This is a genomic window from Paenarthrobacter sp. TRD_SC_7, assembly GCF_056156245.1.
The window spans coordinates 2394680-2411652 of the sequence record NZ_CM149587.1 but is presented as its reverse complement, the minus strand read 5'-3'; the positions used below and the strand labels follow the sequence as shown (position 1 = coordinate 2411652).

20 protein-coding genes, 1 tRNA gene and 2 pseudogenes are annotated in these 16973 nt (G+C 59.1%); 6 read left to right on the top strand and 17 right to left on the bottom strand.

Annotated elements, in window-relative coordinates:
* The first annotated feature begins 80 nt into the window (after nt 1-80).
* The 3 genes from AC0J5Z_RS11760 to AC0J5Z_RS11750 all read left to right on the top strand — a co-directional run bounded on the left by AC0J5Z_RS11760 (nt 81) and on the right by AC0J5Z_RS11750 (nt 2460).
* The gene (locus AC0J5Z_RS11760) at nt 81-875 is read left to right on the top strand and encodes a hypothetical protein (RefSeq protein WP_475032254.1); all 795 of its coding nucleotides are present in this window, start codon (nt 81-83) and stop codon (nt 873-875) included.
* Nucleotides 876-1033: 158 nt separating this feature from the next.
* A complete protein-coding gene (locus AC0J5Z_RS11755) occupies nt 1034-1285 on the top strand; it encodes a hypothetical protein (RefSeq protein WP_475032252.1) in 252 nt (83 codons plus the stop codon).
* Nucleotides 1286-1308: 23 nt separating this feature from the next.
* Nucleotides 1309-2460, top strand: a complete 1152-nt coding sequence (locus AC0J5Z_RS11750) for an AcrVA2 family anti-CRISPR protein (RefSeq protein ID WP_475032250.1) — start codon at nt 1309-1311, stop codon at nt 2458-2460.
* Nucleotides 2461-2469: 9 nt separating this feature from the next.
* Here the strand turns inward: AC0J5Z_RS11750 and AC0J5Z_RS11745 are convergent.
* A tRNA-Gln gene (locus AC0J5Z_RS11745) sits at nt 2470-2543 on the bottom strand.
* A gap of 7 nt (nt 2544-2550) precedes the next feature.
* Nucleotides 2551-2666, bottom strand: a pseudogene (locus AC0J5Z_RS11740) (thioredoxin-disulfide reductase); the annotation flags it as partial.
* 372 nt (nt 2667-3038) lie between these two features.
* On the opposite strand from AC0J5Z_RS11740, the gene AC0J5Z_RS11735 reads away from it, so the two are divergent.
* Genes AC0J5Z_RS11735 through AC0J5Z_RS11725 form a run of 3 tightly spaced genes read left to right on the top strand, consistent with a single transcriptional unit; the run spans nt 3039 to nt 6873 of the window.
* Nucleotides 3039-4319, top strand: a complete 1281-nt coding sequence (locus AC0J5Z_RS11735) for a dsDNA nuclease domain-containing protein (protein WP_475032247.1) — start codon at nt 3039-3041, stop codon at nt 4317-4319.
* The gene (locus AC0J5Z_RS11730) at nt 4316-4909 is read left to right on the top strand and encodes a hypothetical protein (protein WP_475032245.1); all 594 of its coding nucleotides are present in this window, start codon (nt 4316-4318) and stop codon (nt 4907-4909) included. Before AC0J5Z_RS11735 ends, AC0J5Z_RS11730 begins: the two co-directional genes overlap by 4 nt.
* A complete protein-coding gene (locus AC0J5Z_RS11725) occupies nt 4906-6873 on the top strand; it encodes a hypothetical protein (protein WP_475032243.1) in 1968 nt (655 codons plus the stop codon). Before AC0J5Z_RS11730 ends, AC0J5Z_RS11725 begins: the two co-directional genes overlap by 4 nt.
* A gap of 365 nt (nt 6874-7238) precedes the next feature.
* On the opposite strand, the gene AC0J5Z_RS11720 is transcribed toward AC0J5Z_RS11725, so the two are convergent.
* The 15 genes and pseudogenes from AC0J5Z_RS11720 to AC0J5Z_RS11650 all read right to left on the bottom strand — a co-directional run bounded on the left by AC0J5Z_RS11720 (nt 7239) and on the right by AC0J5Z_RS11650 (nt 16958).
* Nucleotides 7239-7628: a hypothetical protein gene (locus AC0J5Z_RS11720; RefSeq protein WP_475032241.1), complete on the bottom strand. Its 390-nt coding sequence runs from the start codon at nt 7626-7628 to the stop codon at nt 7239-7241.
* Nucleotides 7629-7637: 9 nt separating this feature from the next.
* On the bottom strand, nt 7638-8183 hold the full coding sequence (locus tag AC0J5Z_RS11715; RefSeq protein WP_475032239.1) for a hypothetical protein: 546 nt from the start codon (nt 8181-8183) through the stop codon (nt 7638-7640).
* Nucleotides 8184-8564: 381 nt separating this feature from the next.
* Nucleotides 8565-9248: pseudogene (locus AC0J5Z_RS11710) on the bottom strand (magnesium chelatase domain-containing protein); the annotation flags it as partial.
* Entirely contained in the window at nt 9248-9613 is a 366-nt protein-coding gene (locus AC0J5Z_RS11705) for a YraN family protein (protein WP_475032237.1), read from the bottom strand. The gene AC0J5Z_RS11705 and the pseudogene AC0J5Z_RS11710, both read right to left, overlap by 1 nt.
* A 114-nt stretch (nt 9614-9727) precedes the next feature.
* Nucleotides 9728-10072 (bottom strand): DUF2469 domain-containing protein, encoded by a 345-nt coding sequence (locus AC0J5Z_RS11700; RefSeq protein ID WP_026005632.1) that lies wholly within the window; start codon nt 10070-10072, stop codon nt 9728-9730.
* Between the two features lie 69 nt (nt 10073-10141).
* Nucleotides 10142-10912 (bottom strand): ribonuclease HII, encoded by a 771-nt coding sequence (locus AC0J5Z_RS11695; protein ID WP_475032235.1) that lies wholly within the window; start codon nt 10910-10912, stop codon nt 10142-10144.
* Complete coding sequence (lepB, locus tag AC0J5Z_RS11690; RefSeq protein ID WP_475032231.1) at nt 10912-11781, bottom strand: signal peptidase I; 870 nt, start codon at nt 11779-11781, stop codon at nt 10912-10914. Before lepB (AC0J5Z_RS11690) ends, AC0J5Z_RS11695 begins: the two co-directional genes overlap by 1 nt.
* Entirely contained in the window at nt 11782-12459 is a 678-nt protein-coding gene (gene lepB, locus AC0J5Z_RS11685) for a signal peptidase I (protein ID WP_475032227.1), read from the bottom strand.
* 80 nt (nt 12460-12539) lie between these two features.
* On the bottom strand, nt 12540-12893 hold the full coding sequence (gene rplS / locus AC0J5Z_RS11680) for a 50S ribosomal protein L19 (RefSeq protein ID WP_014922079.1): 354 nt from the start codon (nt 12891-12893) through the stop codon (nt 12540-12542).
* Nucleotides 12894-13159: 266 nt separating this feature from the next.
* Entirely contained in the window at nt 13160-13960 is an 801-nt protein-coding gene (gene trmD, locus AC0J5Z_RS11675; RefSeq protein WP_475032224.1) for a tRNA (guanosine(37)-N1)-methyltransferase TrmD, read from the bottom strand.
* The gene (rimM, locus tag AC0J5Z_RS11670; protein WP_475032220.1) at nt 13961-14515 is read right to left on the bottom strand and encodes a ribosome maturation factor RimM; all 555 of its coding nucleotides are present in this window, start codon (nt 14513-14515) and stop codon (nt 13961-13963) included.
* A gap of 131 nt (nt 14516-14646) precedes the next feature.
* Complete coding sequence (locus AC0J5Z_RS11665; RefSeq protein WP_011775119.1) at nt 14647-14889, bottom strand: RNA-binding protein; 243 nt, start codon at nt 14887-14889, stop codon at nt 14647-14649.
* A 1-nt stretch (nt 14890) separates the two neighbouring features.
* Nucleotides 14891-15310 (bottom strand): 30S ribosomal protein S16, encoded by a 420-nt coding sequence (gene rpsP, locus AC0J5Z_RS11660; protein WP_017199647.1) that lies wholly within the window; start codon nt 15308-15310, stop codon nt 14891-14893.
* A 236-nt stretch (nt 15311-15546) separates the two neighbouring features.
* The gene (locus AC0J5Z_RS11655) at nt 15547-15984 is read right to left on the bottom strand and encodes a hypothetical protein (protein WP_475032218.1); all 438 of its coding nucleotides are present in this window, start codon (nt 15982-15984) and stop codon (nt 15547-15549) included.
* Nucleotides 15985-16085: 101 nt separating this feature from the next.
* Nucleotides 16086-16958: a VOC family protein gene (locus AC0J5Z_RS11650; RefSeq protein WP_475032215.1), complete on the bottom strand. Its 873-nt coding sequence runs from the start codon at nt 16956-16958 to the stop codon at nt 16086-16088.
* Nucleotides 16959-16973: the final 15 nt, after the last annotated feature.

The window sequence follows — 16973 nt, the reverse complement described above, 5'->3', positions numbered from 1 at the left end:
TAGGGGCGCAGCAATCATGAAGGCTGGGCCCCTACTGGTCCTGCTCCAAGACTGTCGGCCCCTGTCAGTAGAGTTGAATCATGACTGATGACAGCGCCACCAGCGCTCACCACGCCGCGAAAACCGCCTACTTCAACTTAGGACTTAATCCGGCAGCTGTGACCTCGGGAATCAGCAAGGCGTACTTTGATGCCCTGGCTCCCAGCGTTGGCTCGCTCGTTGGTCCTACGTTTGCAGCTAGCACGATGAACATCGGTTCAATAATCGCTCAATCGATCGACACGCCAGGTATCCGCTCCCACATCGCCGCGTCGTCGCCCTCTTCAATTATTGCCAGGCAGCTGGCACAGAGTTACGAGTCCTTTGGTAAGCAGTTCGCTCCATCCATCGCGCAGATGTACCCCGTGCTCCAGATGGCCGGCCTGATGGGCAGCGACGTCGAACTTCAGAAGACAATCTCATTGCTTACCAACACGGTGGCTCAGTCGATCAATACTTCGTTCGCACGGAATCTCCTGTCCCAAGCTTCGACACTCCGCGACGAGTTAGAGAGCGACGACTTCGATGACATCACCGCGGACTTCTTTGACCAACAGCCTGAGGTCGCTGCATCGATCGAGCAGCTTCCGTTCCTGGTCACCCTGTCAACGGCCGAGCGCAGGCTGATCGTCTGGTTCATCGGAACTATCGTGGCCATATACGTCACCATGGGAGTCGTGAATATCAGCCTGGATAGTGAAGAGTTTGACGCACTGCTGGGCGGTCTCGGGATCGCCGGCCCAGCTAGCGGAGTAGTGGCGGGCAAAGTAACGGGAAAGCTTCTGGATAAGTTGCCGCAAGCAGAGTCATCAGAAGAGCCTGACGATCTGTCCTGATTGTCGGAGGCTCACGCAATGATCCAGTGGTGAACAAGTTTGATCCCCACGGCTTCATCCGCAGAGGCGTTGGTGTAGTGAAGTAGTCAACTGACAGCCAGACCGCATGCTAGCAGGCAGGCCTGCGGTGGAATGAGACATCGATCACCGAAATCGTAATGTCCCAAGCCGCGCGCGCCGTCACCGTCGTTCTGTTCACTCAGCCAGCCGAAGCTCTCAGTGGTGCCGACTGGGTTTGGTGGTGGGTCGATGCCGCAGGTGCGTACGGAATGCTTGTCCAAGCGAAACGCGTGACCGTGACAGGAAGTGGGTGGAGCTTTGGTTTCGACTACCAATCGAAACACGAGACGCACCCACAACGCGAGATGCTCTCATCCGCTGCAAAGTCCGAGAGACGCCGCATAGGATAAGAACCATCGCGAGAGGACCCGACGTGGAAGCTTTCTGGGATATGCCTATTGAGGGTGCCGCACCTGTTCGGGAGGGGAATGAGGCGCATGCTGACGTCGACATGCCATTGATGCGTCGGGCTGCAAGAACACTTCCGCACCTTCAGCCCTCCGATATGAAACTGCTCATGGATGCGCTGCAGCAGCGGCACGGTGCCGAATATCGTATCTGGCAGGAAATCGCAGCGTTTGACCAGGCGACAGTTGAATTCCTGGACGACACTGAGCACAAACCAAATGGCGCGATTTTGGACATCGCCCAGCACATTGGGACAAGCCTTGACGAGATCTTGCGGATCGCCCAACGGGACGAGGAAGAATTTAGGACGCGTGCCCGGGTATCGAACGCCGCGTTCAATATGACAGACCTCGGCGCGCATGCACTTATCGGGCGGCACGCGTTTTACTCGACGGAAGAGATGAGCGAGGTCATTCTCTCCGGTGCCACGCGTGACATCCAACATCTGGCCCTGACACCCGCGGACTTGCCCTCACCACAGGGTTTCCTTTTCATGAGCCGCGCCGACGGGACAAGCGTTGCTCTCTGGTGGGCACCCGGACCGGACAACAGGGTATGGGTGGCAACGAAATCGAACAGGCTCCTCGAGAGATGGCTGACAGCGGAGCCGACAGACAACCCATACCCGCTCCACCCGTACGCCATGGCACAGCTCTCGGATCCCCTGTCCGATGAGGCTCCTGTGGTGCAGGACCTGTCGCTGCCGTTCGCCACACTTGATCCGGTCCCTGACGCAACGCCGTTTGACGACGCCAATGCCACGCATGTGCTTCCGATTCTTCTCTCTTTCGCCCACATGATCCGGCAGGACATCGCAGACGTAGGCACGGTGACGACAAGTCCAGCCCCTGTCATAGATAAGCGTGGCCGGAAACGGTACCGGAAGGACACGATCACCTACCTGTCCGTAAAGCGGCAAAAGGGGTACAAGGCCTCCCCTCCCGGCGGCCGCGAGTATTCCCACAAGTGGATAGTAAGGGGTCACTGGAGGCGCCAGTGGTATCCGTCAGAACAGCGGCATAAGCCAAAGTGGATCATGGAGTACATCGCGGGCCCGGCAAGCGCGCCATTGCTGGTCCGGGACAAGGTCACCTTCGTGAATCGTCCGGGCGACTAACAGCTCTCGTTCCCTGCAGAGGATTCGAACCTACAACTTTCCGGTTCCAAAGACCGGCGTGCTGCCAGTTACACCAACGGGGACCGGCAGTTAGACCGTTGCCGCCTCCAGCTTGGCCGGGGCGGCGCTTGCGAGGTAGTGCTCGACGCTTGGGCTGCGACGCAGCCGGAGGCCGCCGCCGTGATGGCCTGGCGGTATGTGGGATCACACGACGTCGGCCACTGACCCCGACGCAAATTGACGAAGCAGTGCGCCTATATGATTCTGGGGCATCCCTGGCTCGGGTTTCCCAGGAAATCGGGGCGGCTCCAAGAACGATTCAGCTGAGACTGAGGCTGAGGGAGCGGGGGGACCCAGACCGGGATAGGACTGGGCGCAACCGGTAACCCTCACCAATCCCCCGAAGGTGAACTTCGGGGAGATGCTGGACATTGCACTCCGCTCACTTGTCCGGGCCACGGCCAGGCCAGCGTAGGCTATTCGAGCTATAAGTGCCTGACTTTCTTGGTTGGCCAGTAGAGTCATCTTTAGGCCACGAGATCGTCGACTTCGAGGAGCAGATTTGAGGATGGGGGCCAATGTCTGATTTCCAGACCGGCGGGTCTGCGCATCAAGTGCCGGGTCTCCAGCAACCCAGCCTCCTTTCGGGCAAGACGGACGCACTCGCTGAACTCACGTCAGACAGATCTGGGTACGAGACATTTTCAAGATACCGCTGGCAAGCAAAACAGTCAGTGTGGCAATGGCTAACCTGCCTGAGTTCAGTTGATCCGCCCGCGGCAATTGTTTGTGAGCACGTCGAAGACATAGTGATCGTCTATAACTCCAAGCTTCGTTTCGCGCAGCTCAAGACCCGTGACAAGGGATCGTGGAGCGCCAGTAGGGTGTGTTCAGAAGGGCACGGTATCGACGCCTTGATCCGTTCGTTTCTGGAAGCCGAAACGCACGGCCTACACGAGGTGAGTACCTTTGAGCTCTGGCTGGAGGGACCAATGGCCGAGGCACGGGAAACTGTCAGTTTCTTCTCCGCCCCGCCGGTGGCCGGCCCCAAGCTCCGCAGGAAGATCATGGAACTTGGAATGCCTTCCAAAAAACTGGATAGCTTCCTTGACCGACTTGTCATTAAGCCCCAACAGCCGACTCGCCTCCACATCGATGCCGTGATCTTGCAGTACATTGGAGCCCTTTGGCCCACCCTTACGACGCCCGAGCGGGAGAACCTGTTCAGTACGCTTCTTGTGACCGCACAACAAGCTCAAGCTAACGAGCCAAGTCTGTCCAACGTCGTGGCTCGTCTTGCCGAACAGATCCATGATTTACCGGCGAATGCCCGCGACTCCGCGAGCATCGAAATGTTGGGGTTGGGAGCCCTCACTAATCAGACATTAACAAAAACATCCCTTATGTCTATCGTTCCGCCTCTTCCGGACAGTTCTCGAGAGGACCTCCTGACAAGGATCAGAAACGGGGAAGTGACGTCTGCCCTGGAATTAAAAATGCGGGCTGCCGGTGTCTCCAAGCAAAAGATCGATATGGCCCAAGGACTACGCGCGGATGCTGAGATAGGTCGCCAAGAAATCCTTGGAAGTCGGCCGGACGGCGGTGCTGTTCTCGCGGGTCTGGAGAAACGAGTTCTTCAAACGGCCGAAGCAACCGCTGCGCGGGCAAAATTGATGGCCGGGGGCAATCCTGCAATCGCAGCACAGCCTGGGGAGTATGTCGTTGCTGAGCTCTTGAGCCAACCGATGCATCTCGCTTACCTCGACAGCGACAGGATTTTTCAATCGGACAGTAGCCTAGTGTTCGGATTTCTGTGCCACCTTTCTGATACCTGCAAGTATTGGTGGCAAGCATCGTGACCGAAAACCAAGAACCACACCTCGATGAATCGCAGGCAGGCCCGGCCTCGAGGTGGCAGCAGTTCCGCGCAACCCCTGAATCAGAAGCACGCCTACTCCTGCTTATCGACGGATTCAGCAGGAAGACGACGGGCCCTCGGACACTAGAAGGACGAGTAAAACTCGCGAAGCTTGACTTCCTCCTTCGATATCCACACCACCTTGCACGGGTCCTGGAGCGACGAAACGTTGACTCGAGGACGCGAACGGAAGTTGTCGATGTCGAGGACACCGCACCAATAGACAGCCGAATGATGCGCTATAGGTACGGTCCATGGGACCCGGCCTACTACGCACTATTGGGGGCGCTGATAGGACGGAACTTGATTCAGGCCCTGCCCCTGTCGGGAAGCAGCGGATTTGGCTACCGTACGACCGCCGAAGGGGAAAGGGTAACCGCAAATCTAGCAGCGGATGATTGCTTCGGCGAGCTCAACGCTCGCATCAAGATTCTTCGTCGCCATCTCGACTTGTCCGGAACGGCCCTCAAGAACCTGCTCTATGACCTGCCCGAGGTTGCAGATGCCACATGGAAGGAGGACATACAGTGAACACGGCCCCAAGCGGTAACACTCGTGACTCGACGTCCACAGCAGTTTCCGCGTCGAAGGATCATCGTCTACGCATTGTCGAGGTCGAGTTGCTGGGCGGCGGCCGCAATATTCAGCTGTATCCATCTTTGAACTTCGTTCGCGGAGATATCACGACCGGTAAGACAACCTTTGTTCGATTGCTCCGGGCCCTGCTGGGCACAGTGCCAGACGTTCTGCCACCTGAAGTAGGACTCGTCCGGGCGCTGCGAGGGACAGTCCAGCTTCGCAGGAACACTTGGCAGGTCTATCGTCCGCTGGTAACCACACGGACCGCGCCTGTTGAGGTCGCTCGCTTTGATGTCGACGACGACACTCTCTCACAAGAGGCGGTCCGCCTGCCGGCTTCAGGCGCCGAAGCATCCTATAGCCGGTTTCTCCTTGATCAACTGACTCTGCCCGCTGTGAGCGTCCCCGAGGCTCGAACCGACCCCACCTCGAGGTTGTCTGCAGTCAGTATGACCGATTGGCTGGGTTACTGCATCGTCACCGGTGATGAACTGGATTCGGATGTATTCGGTCACAAGGACCGCTTCAAGAACCAAAAGCGACGGTGGATCTTCGAATTAGCCTACGGTTACTACGACGTCGAGCTGGCCGACTTGATCGCCAGGCGACGAGGGGTGGAACTCCGTCTGGACAGCCTTGATAGAGAGGCAGAAGTCATCCGGCGTTTCCTGGAAGACACGCCTTTCTCCGACGAGACCGCGATTCAGCGGGCAATTGCAGACAAGGAACGAGTACGCAATTCTCTCGAGGAGCATCAGTGGACAGTGGCTCAGGAAACCGTAGACGCGGCCGAAGTCGGCGATCTCCGCAAAGCTGTTCTGGAACACCGGAAGGCGCAAGATAACTTACAAGCTGATGAGGCATTCCTCACGACCCAACTTGCCGATCTGCAGGAACTGAAACGTCAACTTATCAGCCAATCAGCGCGTTTGACCCGCGCCATCGTTGCCGACGAATGGCTGGTGGACTTCGACTTTGTCGTCTGTCCGAGATGCGGCAACAGCGTCGAATCGCACCGCGGCAAGGAAGGGCACTGCTATCTATGCTTGCAGCCAGAAACCTCGACGACGTCCCGCGAATCGCTTCTAACAGAGCAAGCCAGGGTTATTAGTCAGGTTTCCGAGACTGAACGTGTTCTGGAATTGCGTCAGCTGTCGCTCGAAAAAGTGCGGGCACATCTCCTATCCAACGAAGCCGTCCTGCATCGCTTGTCCGCTGAGTTGGACCAAAGAACAGCGGCATTTGTTTCCGACGGTGCTGCCATTATTCGTGCGCAAGCCCGAGACCTGGCTACGGTCAGTGTGGAGATCGAAAAACTCAAGGACTACGCCTTACTCGTTTCGCGTCACCAAGATCACGCTCAAGTTCGGAGGGAACTGGAAGAGGAACGTGACGACATCAGCCATGCAATAGACAGCCGGGAAGCCAGCCAGCACGAAGCCGATGAAAACCTGCAAGCGCTTGAGAAACGAATGCTCGACTATTTGGAACGACTACACATTCCACAGTTGGGAGACCTTCTCACGGTCAGGATCAATCGAACGACATACCTACCCGAAATTAGCGGCAGATCGTTTGATGAGCTTTCCAGCCAAGGGCTTAAGACGCTGGTGAATGTTGCTCATGCACTCGCCCACCACACGGTCGCCATTGACAGAGGCCTAACTTTACCCGGGTTGCTCGTACTCGATGGAATCTCAGCCAATGCCGGTCGCGAAGGGTTCGATCGCGATCGGATAGGCGATATGTATCGATTGCTGATTGAAGTCGGCGAGGAGTATAAGGACCACCTCCAACTAATCGCTGTAGACAATGACATACCCGCTTCAATAATCGACGATGTCAGGGATCGTGTTGTTCTCGAACTCAGCCAGCAGGACAGGCTAATCCGCATCGGTCCAATCAACGAGAGCTAACACGGTGGGAAGTTCCGAATCGAGGTCGTCGAGCATGGACCCCGTGCTTGTAAAGCGGCTCTTCGCGGTTCCTCCGCGAACGTCGTGTGCAATCGTTGCGTGGCACGGTTCAGCCGCGGCGAGGTGGGCCCGGCAAAGGTTTCGGTGTGGCAACGCCTGGTCCACACTACATTGACCGTCCCGGTCACCGGGATATCGCGCACGCGCTGGCGGCGTAAATGCGCCTCGGCCGGCCAACACACCGCACTCCGGGCAGCCAGGCGGGAACTGCTCGCCGCCGCCGAAGCGCCAGGAGACGACCGAAAGCACCCGGAACGGCCGAGGCGGTCTTGCGCGAGTCCCGATCCGTCAGTTAAGGTTGCGGACTATTTGACTACCTCAACCTGAACGTCAGTTTGCCGGTCGATGCCAGCGTAGTTGAGATAACCCCTCAGCTCCGGATTGTCCCCCAACTCTGCAAAATGGCTTGATGGGTACGGTGTCAGAATTTGGTGAGCATCCTCGGTCGCGTGGATATAGTCAAAGTTCTCCTGTTTCGCAATGTTGTGATCAAAAACGAAGTATGCCGCCCTGTCACCATCGAGAAACTTGATACCAAACTGGCGCAAGACTTCGCCGCCCCGGCTCTTCCCATGGATTCCTACCAGGAAGGTGTCTTCCTCTGGGACGGGGCCACTCAACTCATATTTCACGAGCACGGATCCGCTGCCTTCGAAAATGGTGACAGCGGTAAGTGTCGGTACAGGGATAGTCATGCTCACAGCCTAACCTTGGAAAGCAGCTGTCATTCCTGCCCCAAGCGCTTCAACTGCAGCTGATGCCCAATCAAAGGCCATGTCGCCCGCACCCTCAGAAGCTCCCTCTGCGGCTCGGGTAAGCAAAGGGGCAAGAAGCCCCTTCACGTAGGTAACGGATCGCTTGATAACGCCCTGGTCCGGCTGCTCCTTGACCACCTCCGCCAAAATCTCGTTACCGGCTTTCTCAACTTCTTCAATGTCACCGAGGTCCAGACCCGACGAACGAATCTCCCGCAGGATACTGACCACAGCCTGACTGAGTGGTTCGAAGCCTGCTGCGATGTTGCCGGATGAACCCATACTCGTCTGATTGACGCTTTGGTTATCCCATGCAAGCTGGGCGTTATCGCCGTTGATGTTGATGATGGGCCCGTGGTAGGTGTCGCCGCTCAGTTTGAGGTCAGGATTATCTGCATTGACGGGAACGCTGATCGGGTGCTTATCAAACTCTTTCTGGATGTCCTTCATCAACCTCTCGACGCCGGACGGGTTTACGCCGTATCTGCTGGCCATGATGGCCTTCCTTCTTGAACTGATGATTTCCCATCATTCTTCCAGTCGAGGTACCCAAAGTGGTGCATAGCCGCACTGACTCTCAGAGCAGGAACACGGAATTTTGGTGACGGACTCCGTCCATCGAAATGTCGCTCACTCCGGTACAGCCGGTTTGTCTCTGAACGAGGCCGATATCCGCCCCTGTTGCAGTGTCAGGGGTCTTGGACAGTGGCATCGTCATTTCGTCTGCCGCTCCAGTGCGCCTAACAGCGGAGGTGATCATATCCCTCACCCGAGAAATCATCGTTGAAAAGTTCTTCAGTCAGAGATAACGCCCATGTTTGACAATAAGCCAGCCACCGCTCGTATGCCTTCACGCATACATAGTTAAGGACATAGACCCGGTGGCCCGGTCAGCAACATGTGGTGACCCCCGGCGGCAGCTACCTCCAGGGCACGTCGCGCCTCTGATTGCCCGGAAACGTCGGAAAGATCAGGCACGATGCCCGCGGCAACGTCATTCTCATCCTCGGGATCACCGCCGGGCGGGTCGTAGTCAAGGGCGAGGTCTTTGGGGTCCGCACCGAAGTCGTAGGCGAGCCGGGCGAGAGTCCTGTATCCCCTGACCCGCGCCCTTGGCACCAGCGCTGCCTCGGCAACGTTCGCTTCGGCTACCACGGTCTCCGGATAGCCAGCCTGAACAGCGGCCATCACGGCAGGAAGTATGCCACGTACCGGCCTCAACCTGCCGTCCAGGCCGAGCTCCGCTATGAACACAGTTCCGCCGATTTCACGGATGTCATCGGCTGCTCGGAGCACAGCCATGGTGATGGCGAGATCGAATCCGGAGCCCCGTTTGGGCAGGGATGCCGGTATGAGGTTGGCCGTGATCTTCCGTCTGCTCAAGGGAATGCCGGAATTCTGGGCGGCAGATCGGATACGTTCTTTGGCTTCGTTCAGGGCTGCATCGGGTAATCCCAGGATTACGAAGTTCGGCAGAGTTTGGCCAATGTCGGCTTCGACCTCCACGATGTAGCCGTTGAGTCCTACCAGGGCAACGCAGTAGCTTCGCCCGACACCCATCAGCCCACACCCCGCAGATGCTCCAGCTGCGGTTCGCCGACGCCGCTGTCAATCACGGACACGACATCAATGCGCCTTCGCGGGGCATTGAGGTCATGCTCCCGGCACCACGATGACGACAGCCGCTGTAGACGGGCCAGCTTGGCCGCGCCCACCGCCTCAAAGGGATGTCCGTAGTCCAGGCTCTTCCGGGTCTTTACTTCGGCAACAACCAAGGTGTCGCCCTCGATCGCCACAATGTCGATCTCGCCGTCCGGGCACCGCCAATTGCGATCGACGATCCGCATTCCCTGGCTCTCCAGAAAATCGGCCGCCAGCGCTTCGCCGTTTCGGCCAAGCAGGTCTTTTGCTCTCATGACCACCACCTCCGCTCACCAGCTTTCAGGCTGGCGGAGTGCGGCGGCAGAGGGTTACGACGCTATGTGCGTAAACCGGAACATATCAGTGCTGTGGAGGAATACTCAGGGCTAAGGCAGCCGCTAGTTACCGAGATCTCCCAAGTCCCCCAGACCGCCATCCTTCGGCAAGGCCAGTTCCTCATTTCGCGGCAGTTCTTCTACGTTGACGTCCTTGAACGTGATAACCCGGACGTTCTTCACGAAGCGGGCCGAGCGGTAAACGTCCCAAACCCAGGCATCTTGCAGGGTCAGGTCAAAGTAGACTTCACCGTCCGCACTGCGGGCCTGCAGATCCACATGGTTGGCCAAGTAAAACCGCCGCTCGGTTTCCACTACATAGCTGAACAGACCGACAACATCCCGGTACTCGCGGTAGAGCTGAAGCTCCATGTCGGTTTCATAGTTCTCAAGGTCCTCGGCGCTCATAGTTCCATCTTGCACTATCAGCCGGGCAGCAAGCGCCATGGGGGCAGCAGCGCCAGTCGGCGGCTGACGTCAGACCAGGTCGGGCCCAGTGAGGTTCCAGCTTGTCCGGTGGTGTGCGCTTGGGCCCTGCAGGCGGATTACGTCCCGGTGGGCAGAGGTGGCGTAACCCTTGTTCTCGTTCCAGCCGTAAGCAGGAATTTCCGAATGCAGGCCCACCATGATGCGGTCGCGGGCAACTTTGGCCAGAACACTGGCTGCGGCAACACTAAGGCAGCTCATATCGGCTTTCACCTTGGTATGGACAGGGGCTTCACACCAAGGTCCCGAGTCGGGTGTGTCGAAGAGAGAGGCTTGAACGTCAGGTGACAACCAGTTATGGCTGCCATCCAGCAGCACAACATCAGGCGTGATGCCGGCGGCCAGGATCTCAAACCATGCCCGGGTACCGGCCAGGCGCAGTGCCGCAATGATGCCGATCTCATCAATCTCCCGGGACGACGCGTGCCCTACGGCGGAGGCGACGGCCCACTCACGAACAAGTGGTTCGAGCCTGTCCCGGTCCTCGGGTTTGAGCAATTTGCTGTCCCGGACGTCTGCCAGCAAGCCGTGGTTTTCGAGGTTGACCACTGCGATTCCCACGCTGACGGGACCAGCCAATGCTCCCCGACCAACCTCATCCACGCCGGCCAACAACCGTACTCCGGAGGACAAGAAGGATCGTTCGACGTCAAGGGTGGGGAAACCCACCAGGCTCTTGGCCTTTGTGGTGGATTTAGCCTTCGTCTTGGCCTGGGCCTTGACCTGCGTCTTGCCCTTGGAGCCGGTAGCCGTTGTTGCCATTACTTTGCCGGGGTGCCTTCAGGGACGTCGCGGAAAACGTCCTGATAGTTATCGAGGATGGTCCAACGGTTGATCGGCCAGGCAATGACGGTGGCTTTGCCTTCAACATCCTCAATGTTAATGAAACCACCGTTGACTTCCTGGTGCGCCCGGGAGTCCTCTGAGTGGTTCCGGTTATCGCCCATCACCCACACCTTTCCTTCCGGGACAACGATGTCGAATGGCATCGGCGAAGGCACTTCTGCCGGGTTGATATAGGTCTCGTTGACCGGAACCCCGTTGATAGAAAGACGGCCCTCTGCATCACAACAGGAAACCCTGTCCCCCGGGAGTCCGATGATGCGCTTAACAAGGTGTTGCTCATTGTCATCAGGAGCCAAACCTACGAACTCCAGACCGTCACCCACCCAGTCCATTGGTCCGGCCGGCTTCTTGGCCACTGGCGGCAACCAAGCCTGAGTATCCTTGAAGACCACGACGTCCCCGCGCTCAAGATCGAATGGCCCGGGAACCAGGAGATTGATAAAGATGCGATCGTTGACGTCCAAAGTGCTTTCCATGGACTCGGACGGAATATAAAACGCCCTGAACAGGAACGTCTTGAGAAGGAAGGACAGCACCAGCGCAATCGCCACCACAGTGACGATCTCCTTGACCCACACGAGCACGGGGTTTTTGCGCGGCTTCTCTGCGGCGTGGGCGCCACCTTCAGAATCACGGGAGCGGGGCTCGTCCGCGGCATCGCGCGAGCCGGAGGTAACGCCGCCAACCTGCCGCGGCTCAGCCACTCCGGCGGCACTTGCCGTTCCGTCCGAGAGCCGGGCGTCGTCGTCGTACCGCTCGGGATTCTCAGGAGCTTTGTCCGGCATTTACTGTCCGTTCTTCGATGGTGTTTCGGCCTGCGCTGAGCGAGGCATCTCTGCAAATCTATCAAGTGGCCAGACGATCTGGACCGGTCGGCCGAGAACGCGGTCGACGGGGACCATGCCGCCGCCCGGTGCTCCCAGCAGTCCACGGGAGTCAGCCGAACGGGAACGGTGGTCACCCATGAGCCATAGGCGGCCTTTAGGAACTACGACGTCGAATTTCTGCTTGCTGGGTTCGTCACCCGAATACAGATATGGTTCCTCAAGAATCTGACCATTCACCGTGAGATGCCCTGCTGCGTCGCAGCACTGGACGTGGTCGCCCCCGACCCCAATGACCCGCTTTACGTATGTCGTGTCACTGCCGGTGAGCCCGAACCATTGGCTTGCAGCTGACACCGCGTCAACGAACGGGCCCTGTCCGCTGCTCAAGGGGGCGAAGGAACCGCGGCCATCGAAGACCACGACGTCTCCGCGGCGGATCGGCTCGGAATTGAAGGCCGTCCGCGAGACCAGGATCCTGTCCCCTTCTCCGAGGAGGGGCTCCATGGACTCGGACGGAATGTAGTAGACATCCAGCCACAAGGACCGGACCAGGCCGCTGATCGCGACGGCCAGCACCAGTGCGAGCAAAACAAAACGCCAGCCCTGTTTCCGGGGCTGGCGTTCTGATGTGTCCATGACTCGTATCCCTGTTGCGTTGCGGATTGCTCCGGAACTACCGGGCACGAATCCTGGACCCGTTACGTAAGTCGCAGGACTTACTTGGCGAAGTCGCGCTTTTCCTTGATCTTCGCAGCCTTACCGCGCAGTGCGCGCATGTAGTAAAGCTTCGCGCGGCGGACGTCACCCTTGGTGACGACCTCGATCTTGTCGATGATCGGGGAGTGTACCGGGAAGGTACGCTCTACGCCGACACCGAAGGAAACCTTGCGCACGGTGAAGGTTTCGCGAACGCCGTCACCCTGGCGGCCCAGGACGAAGCCCTGGAATACCTGGACACGGGAGTTCTTGCCTTCGATGATGTTGACGTGAACCTTGAGGGTGTCGCCCGCGCGGAACTCCGGAACATCGTTACGCAGCGAGGCTGCATCTACGCTATCGAGGATGTGCATTAATCCACTCCTGGTGAACGCCACAGGTCATTCACTTTGGGTTACGGCGGACAAGCCCGGGGCACGAAAGCCAACCGGAAATCTCCGCCGAAGTTTCTTAGTGTCCAACTCCGCCACTGATTGGCGTCGCCGGGTTGTCCGACTGTTGGCTGAACTCCCCCTGTGGCAGGTGTCAGCCCAGCAGACACAAGGGTTAATTCTGCCATAGTCGCCACCATCCGGCCAACTGCCGGGACTCCCGCAACCTTCGACGGCGGAAAGTGGACTTAGTTTTCGACGTCGCCGACCGGCTTGGCACGGAGGCGGCCGTCAACGACGTCGTACCCAAGGTCCGCGAGGGCCATACGGTCCGCGCGACTCAACACACCGGCGTCGAGCCCTTCCATAAGGTCCGGCCTGCGCTCAGCCGTCCGGCGGAACTGCTCGTGGCGCCGCCACTGTGCAATCTTCCCGTGGTTACCGCTGAGGAGGATCGGAGGGACGTCGTGTTCCCGCCACGCCGACGGCTTGGTGTACACGGGATACTCCAGGAGGCCATCGGAGTGGGACTCCTCTACCAAGGACTCGGGGTTGCCAACCACGCCGGGAAGGAGGCGGCCAATGGCCTCGACCATGGCCAACACGGCCACTTCTCCGCCGTTGAGGACGTAGTCACCGAGGCTGACGGGCCGGACCGTGAAGTGTTCCTGCGCCCAATCGATGACGCGCTCGTCGATGCCTTCGTAGCGTCCGCAGGCGAAGACCAGCTGCTCTTCTTCGGCTAGCTCATAGGCCAAGGCCTGGTTGAACTTCTCCCCTGCCGGCGAAGGGACAATCAGCACCGGTTTGGAGCCTTCGCGGGCGGCGGCAACCGATTCGAGGGCCTGCGCCCAGGGCTCCGGTTTCATGACCATTCCAGCGCCGCCACCATACGGCGTGTCATCTACAGTCCGGTGCTTGTCCGTGGTGAAGGTGCGCAGATCGTGGACGTTGAGCTCCAACAACCCGTCCTGGCGGGCCTTGCCGATGAGCGAAAGCTCGAGCGGGGCGAAGTACTCAGGAAATATGCTGACGACATCGATCCTCATTCAGGCATCATCCCCGGCGTCGTCCTTGGGCTCCTTGGGGTTCTCGTCGTTGATCTCAAAGAGGCCCGTGGGCGGCGTGATAAGGATGTACCCTCCCTCGACGTTGACCTCCGGCACAATTTCCTCAACGAAGGGAACCAGGATTTCCTTGCCGTTGTCGGCCTTGACCGTCAACAGATCCTGAACGGGCAGTGTAGTGAGGGCGGCAACCTTGCCCACCACTTGCGAACCTACCCGGGCCTCCAGGCCAACGAGCTCGTGCTCGTACCAGCCCTCATCATCGTCTTCGTCGTCGAGTTCCTCGGTTTCGATGAAGAGCTTCGCTCCACGAATGACCTCGGCGGCATTGCGGTCGGCAATTTCCTCGAAGCCAAGCAGGAGGATGTCCTTGTTCCATCTGGCGCTGCGGATGGTCAAAGGTCCAGCGGAGGCGGGCTCAACGACGAACTCCGTTCCGGCGACGAAGCGCTCGGAGGGGGCATCGGTGAGTACCTGCACCGTAACCTCGCCGCGGATGCCATGGGGTTTGCCGATCCGGGCCACCTGGAGCTGCATGGGTTCCTCTGAATTCTTGTAGTGCCCGCGCCACCGGGCGGCAACGGACAGGAAAATGTGGATAAAGCAATCCGGCCCCTCCACCATATTCGGTGAAGGGGCCGGATCTAAGACAAGTAGTGCTGAGCGCGTTACCGGCGACGATCGGTGTCGACGACGTCGACCCTGACCTGCTCGCCACCAGCCAAGGCTGCAACCACAGTGCGCAATGCACGTGCGGTGCGCCCCTGGCGGCCGATCACCCGTCCGAGGTCCTCCTGGTGAACACGCACCTCGAGGGATTCCCCGCGGCGGTTGTTCTTGGCACTGACCTTGACATCCTCAGGGCTGTCAACGATCCCACGGACCAAGTGCTCGAGCGCTTCTGCCAGCAACTTACTCAGCCTCGGTGGTCTCTGCTTCAGCCTCGGCCGGAGCTTCGGCTTCGTCCTTCTTGGCCTTCTTGGTGATGGCTTCCGGAATGATGACGGAACCCTTCTCCGGAGCTACGAAGGCTTCCTTCGGAGCTTTGGTCTTCAGGGTGCCTTCCTGGCCCGGCAGGCCCTTGAACTTCTGCCAGTCACCGGTGATCTTGAGGATCGCGGCGACCTGCTCGGTCGGCTGGGCACCAACGGAAAGCCAGTACTGGGCGCGCTCGGAAGCGACCTCGATGTACGACGGCTCTTCGGTGGGGTGGTACTTGCCGATTTCTTCAATGGCACGGCCATCGCGCTTTGCGCGGGCATCCATGACGACAATGCGGTAGTACGGTGCGCGCATCTTACCGAAGCGCTTAAGGCGAATCTTTACGGCCACTTTTGTGGTCACTCCTGTTTCTGAAACGAGGTTGAACCCGACGTTCTGCACCCGTGGGGCGGGCCATACTTGACGGTTCGAAGGACAAGATACGAGCACGGAGAGAGGGGCCGCACCGATCGAGTACCTGTCTATTGTGCCAGATGCCCGAAGCAAATACGACTCAGGCCACGTCGAGCGGCGTGTTCTTGCCCACTCCCCAGGGTTAAACGTGCCGCGTTGTCCGAATCAGTGCCTCATTCAGACCAGACGTAAAGCCCGGAGCGCTCCACCTTTTCGACGTCCGTAGCGAGGGCGGCCAACTGCTGGACATACTGGCGCGATTGGTCGGCGTCGAAGGGCATATCGTCCTGTGCAGCCCAAGCAGCAGCAACGTCGTCGAGAACGTTTGCGTCACCTTCGCTCTCATAAGTGAGCAGTTCGGCCAGGGCCCGCACCATGGCTTCCGGCACACCCAAGAGCGCATCACTTGTGACATCAACCAGGGCAAGCTCGTAGTCAGCTCCGGCGGCGTGGACAGCTTTTCCTGCGAGGTCGCCCAGCTGTTCGAATTCGAAGTCGGTAATACCGTCGATCCTCACGGCGGGGCCGGTCACATCCGCACCCTTGTCCAGGGCGGCTGCCCGCTTGAGTGCTTCATCGTGGGTGGCTACAAAAATTTCGGCAAATCCCATGGAAAGTACTCTCATTCCTTCGTGCTGACGGGGCGGCGGCACGAAATCCGAATGGCTCCGTGCCGCACTGCCAAGCCTAGTGCAGGAGAAGCAGCAAGCTGCTAGCGGACGGCAACTCGCAGCTTGTTCCGCCAAGGGTCCTCAAACTGAAGCTCAGCTCCGGTGTGATGATTCTGCACTCCAGCAGTTTTCAGGCGATCCGCCAGCGCAGCTACGTCGTCACTGGCGGGGACTTCGATCAGCACTTCCCCCAGGCCGAGCGTGTCCTTTCGGGGGCCGGCCCCGCGGCTGTTCCAGACGTTCATGGCCATGTGATGGTGGTAGCCGCCGGCGGAGACGAACAGCGCCTGGCCATGCCAGCCCGCGGTTCGCTCGAAGCCGAGGGTTTCCACGTAGAACTTTTGCGCAGTCGCGACGTCGCCCACTTGCAGATGCACATGCCCGACGCCGGCAGCGGCCGCGCGCTGTCCCGTCACTGCCGCTTCACTCAGGTGCTGCTGGAGGAAGCGCTGCGGAGGCAAGGCCACGTTGTCCATCACAACATTCTTGCCGTCCCACTGCCAGAGCTCGCGCGGCTTGTCGTAGTAGAGCTCAATTCCGTTACCTTCGGGGTCAGTGAAATAGAACGCTTCGCTGACCAGGTGGTCGGCACTGCCCGCAAAGGCGCGGGGGTCGTACTCAGCGGCGGTGGCGATGGTGGCAGCCAATGAGGGCTGGTCCTGGAACAGGATGGCTGTGTGGAACAGGCCAGCCTCACCCCTCCCCGGAATCTGCAGGCCGGCCGCCGGGGCAAGGTGGACCACGGGCTTACCCACACGCCCCAGGTAGAGCCCTCCGTCCTGCTCGGCCACGACTTCCAGGCCAAGGGCTCGCTGATAGTAGTCGCTCATGACCTTCATGTCGCCCACCTTGAGCATGACGGTGCCCATGGTGAGTTCGGCAGGCAGAAGATCCTGGCTGAATGATGAGGTCATGTGAAGCTCCCGGTT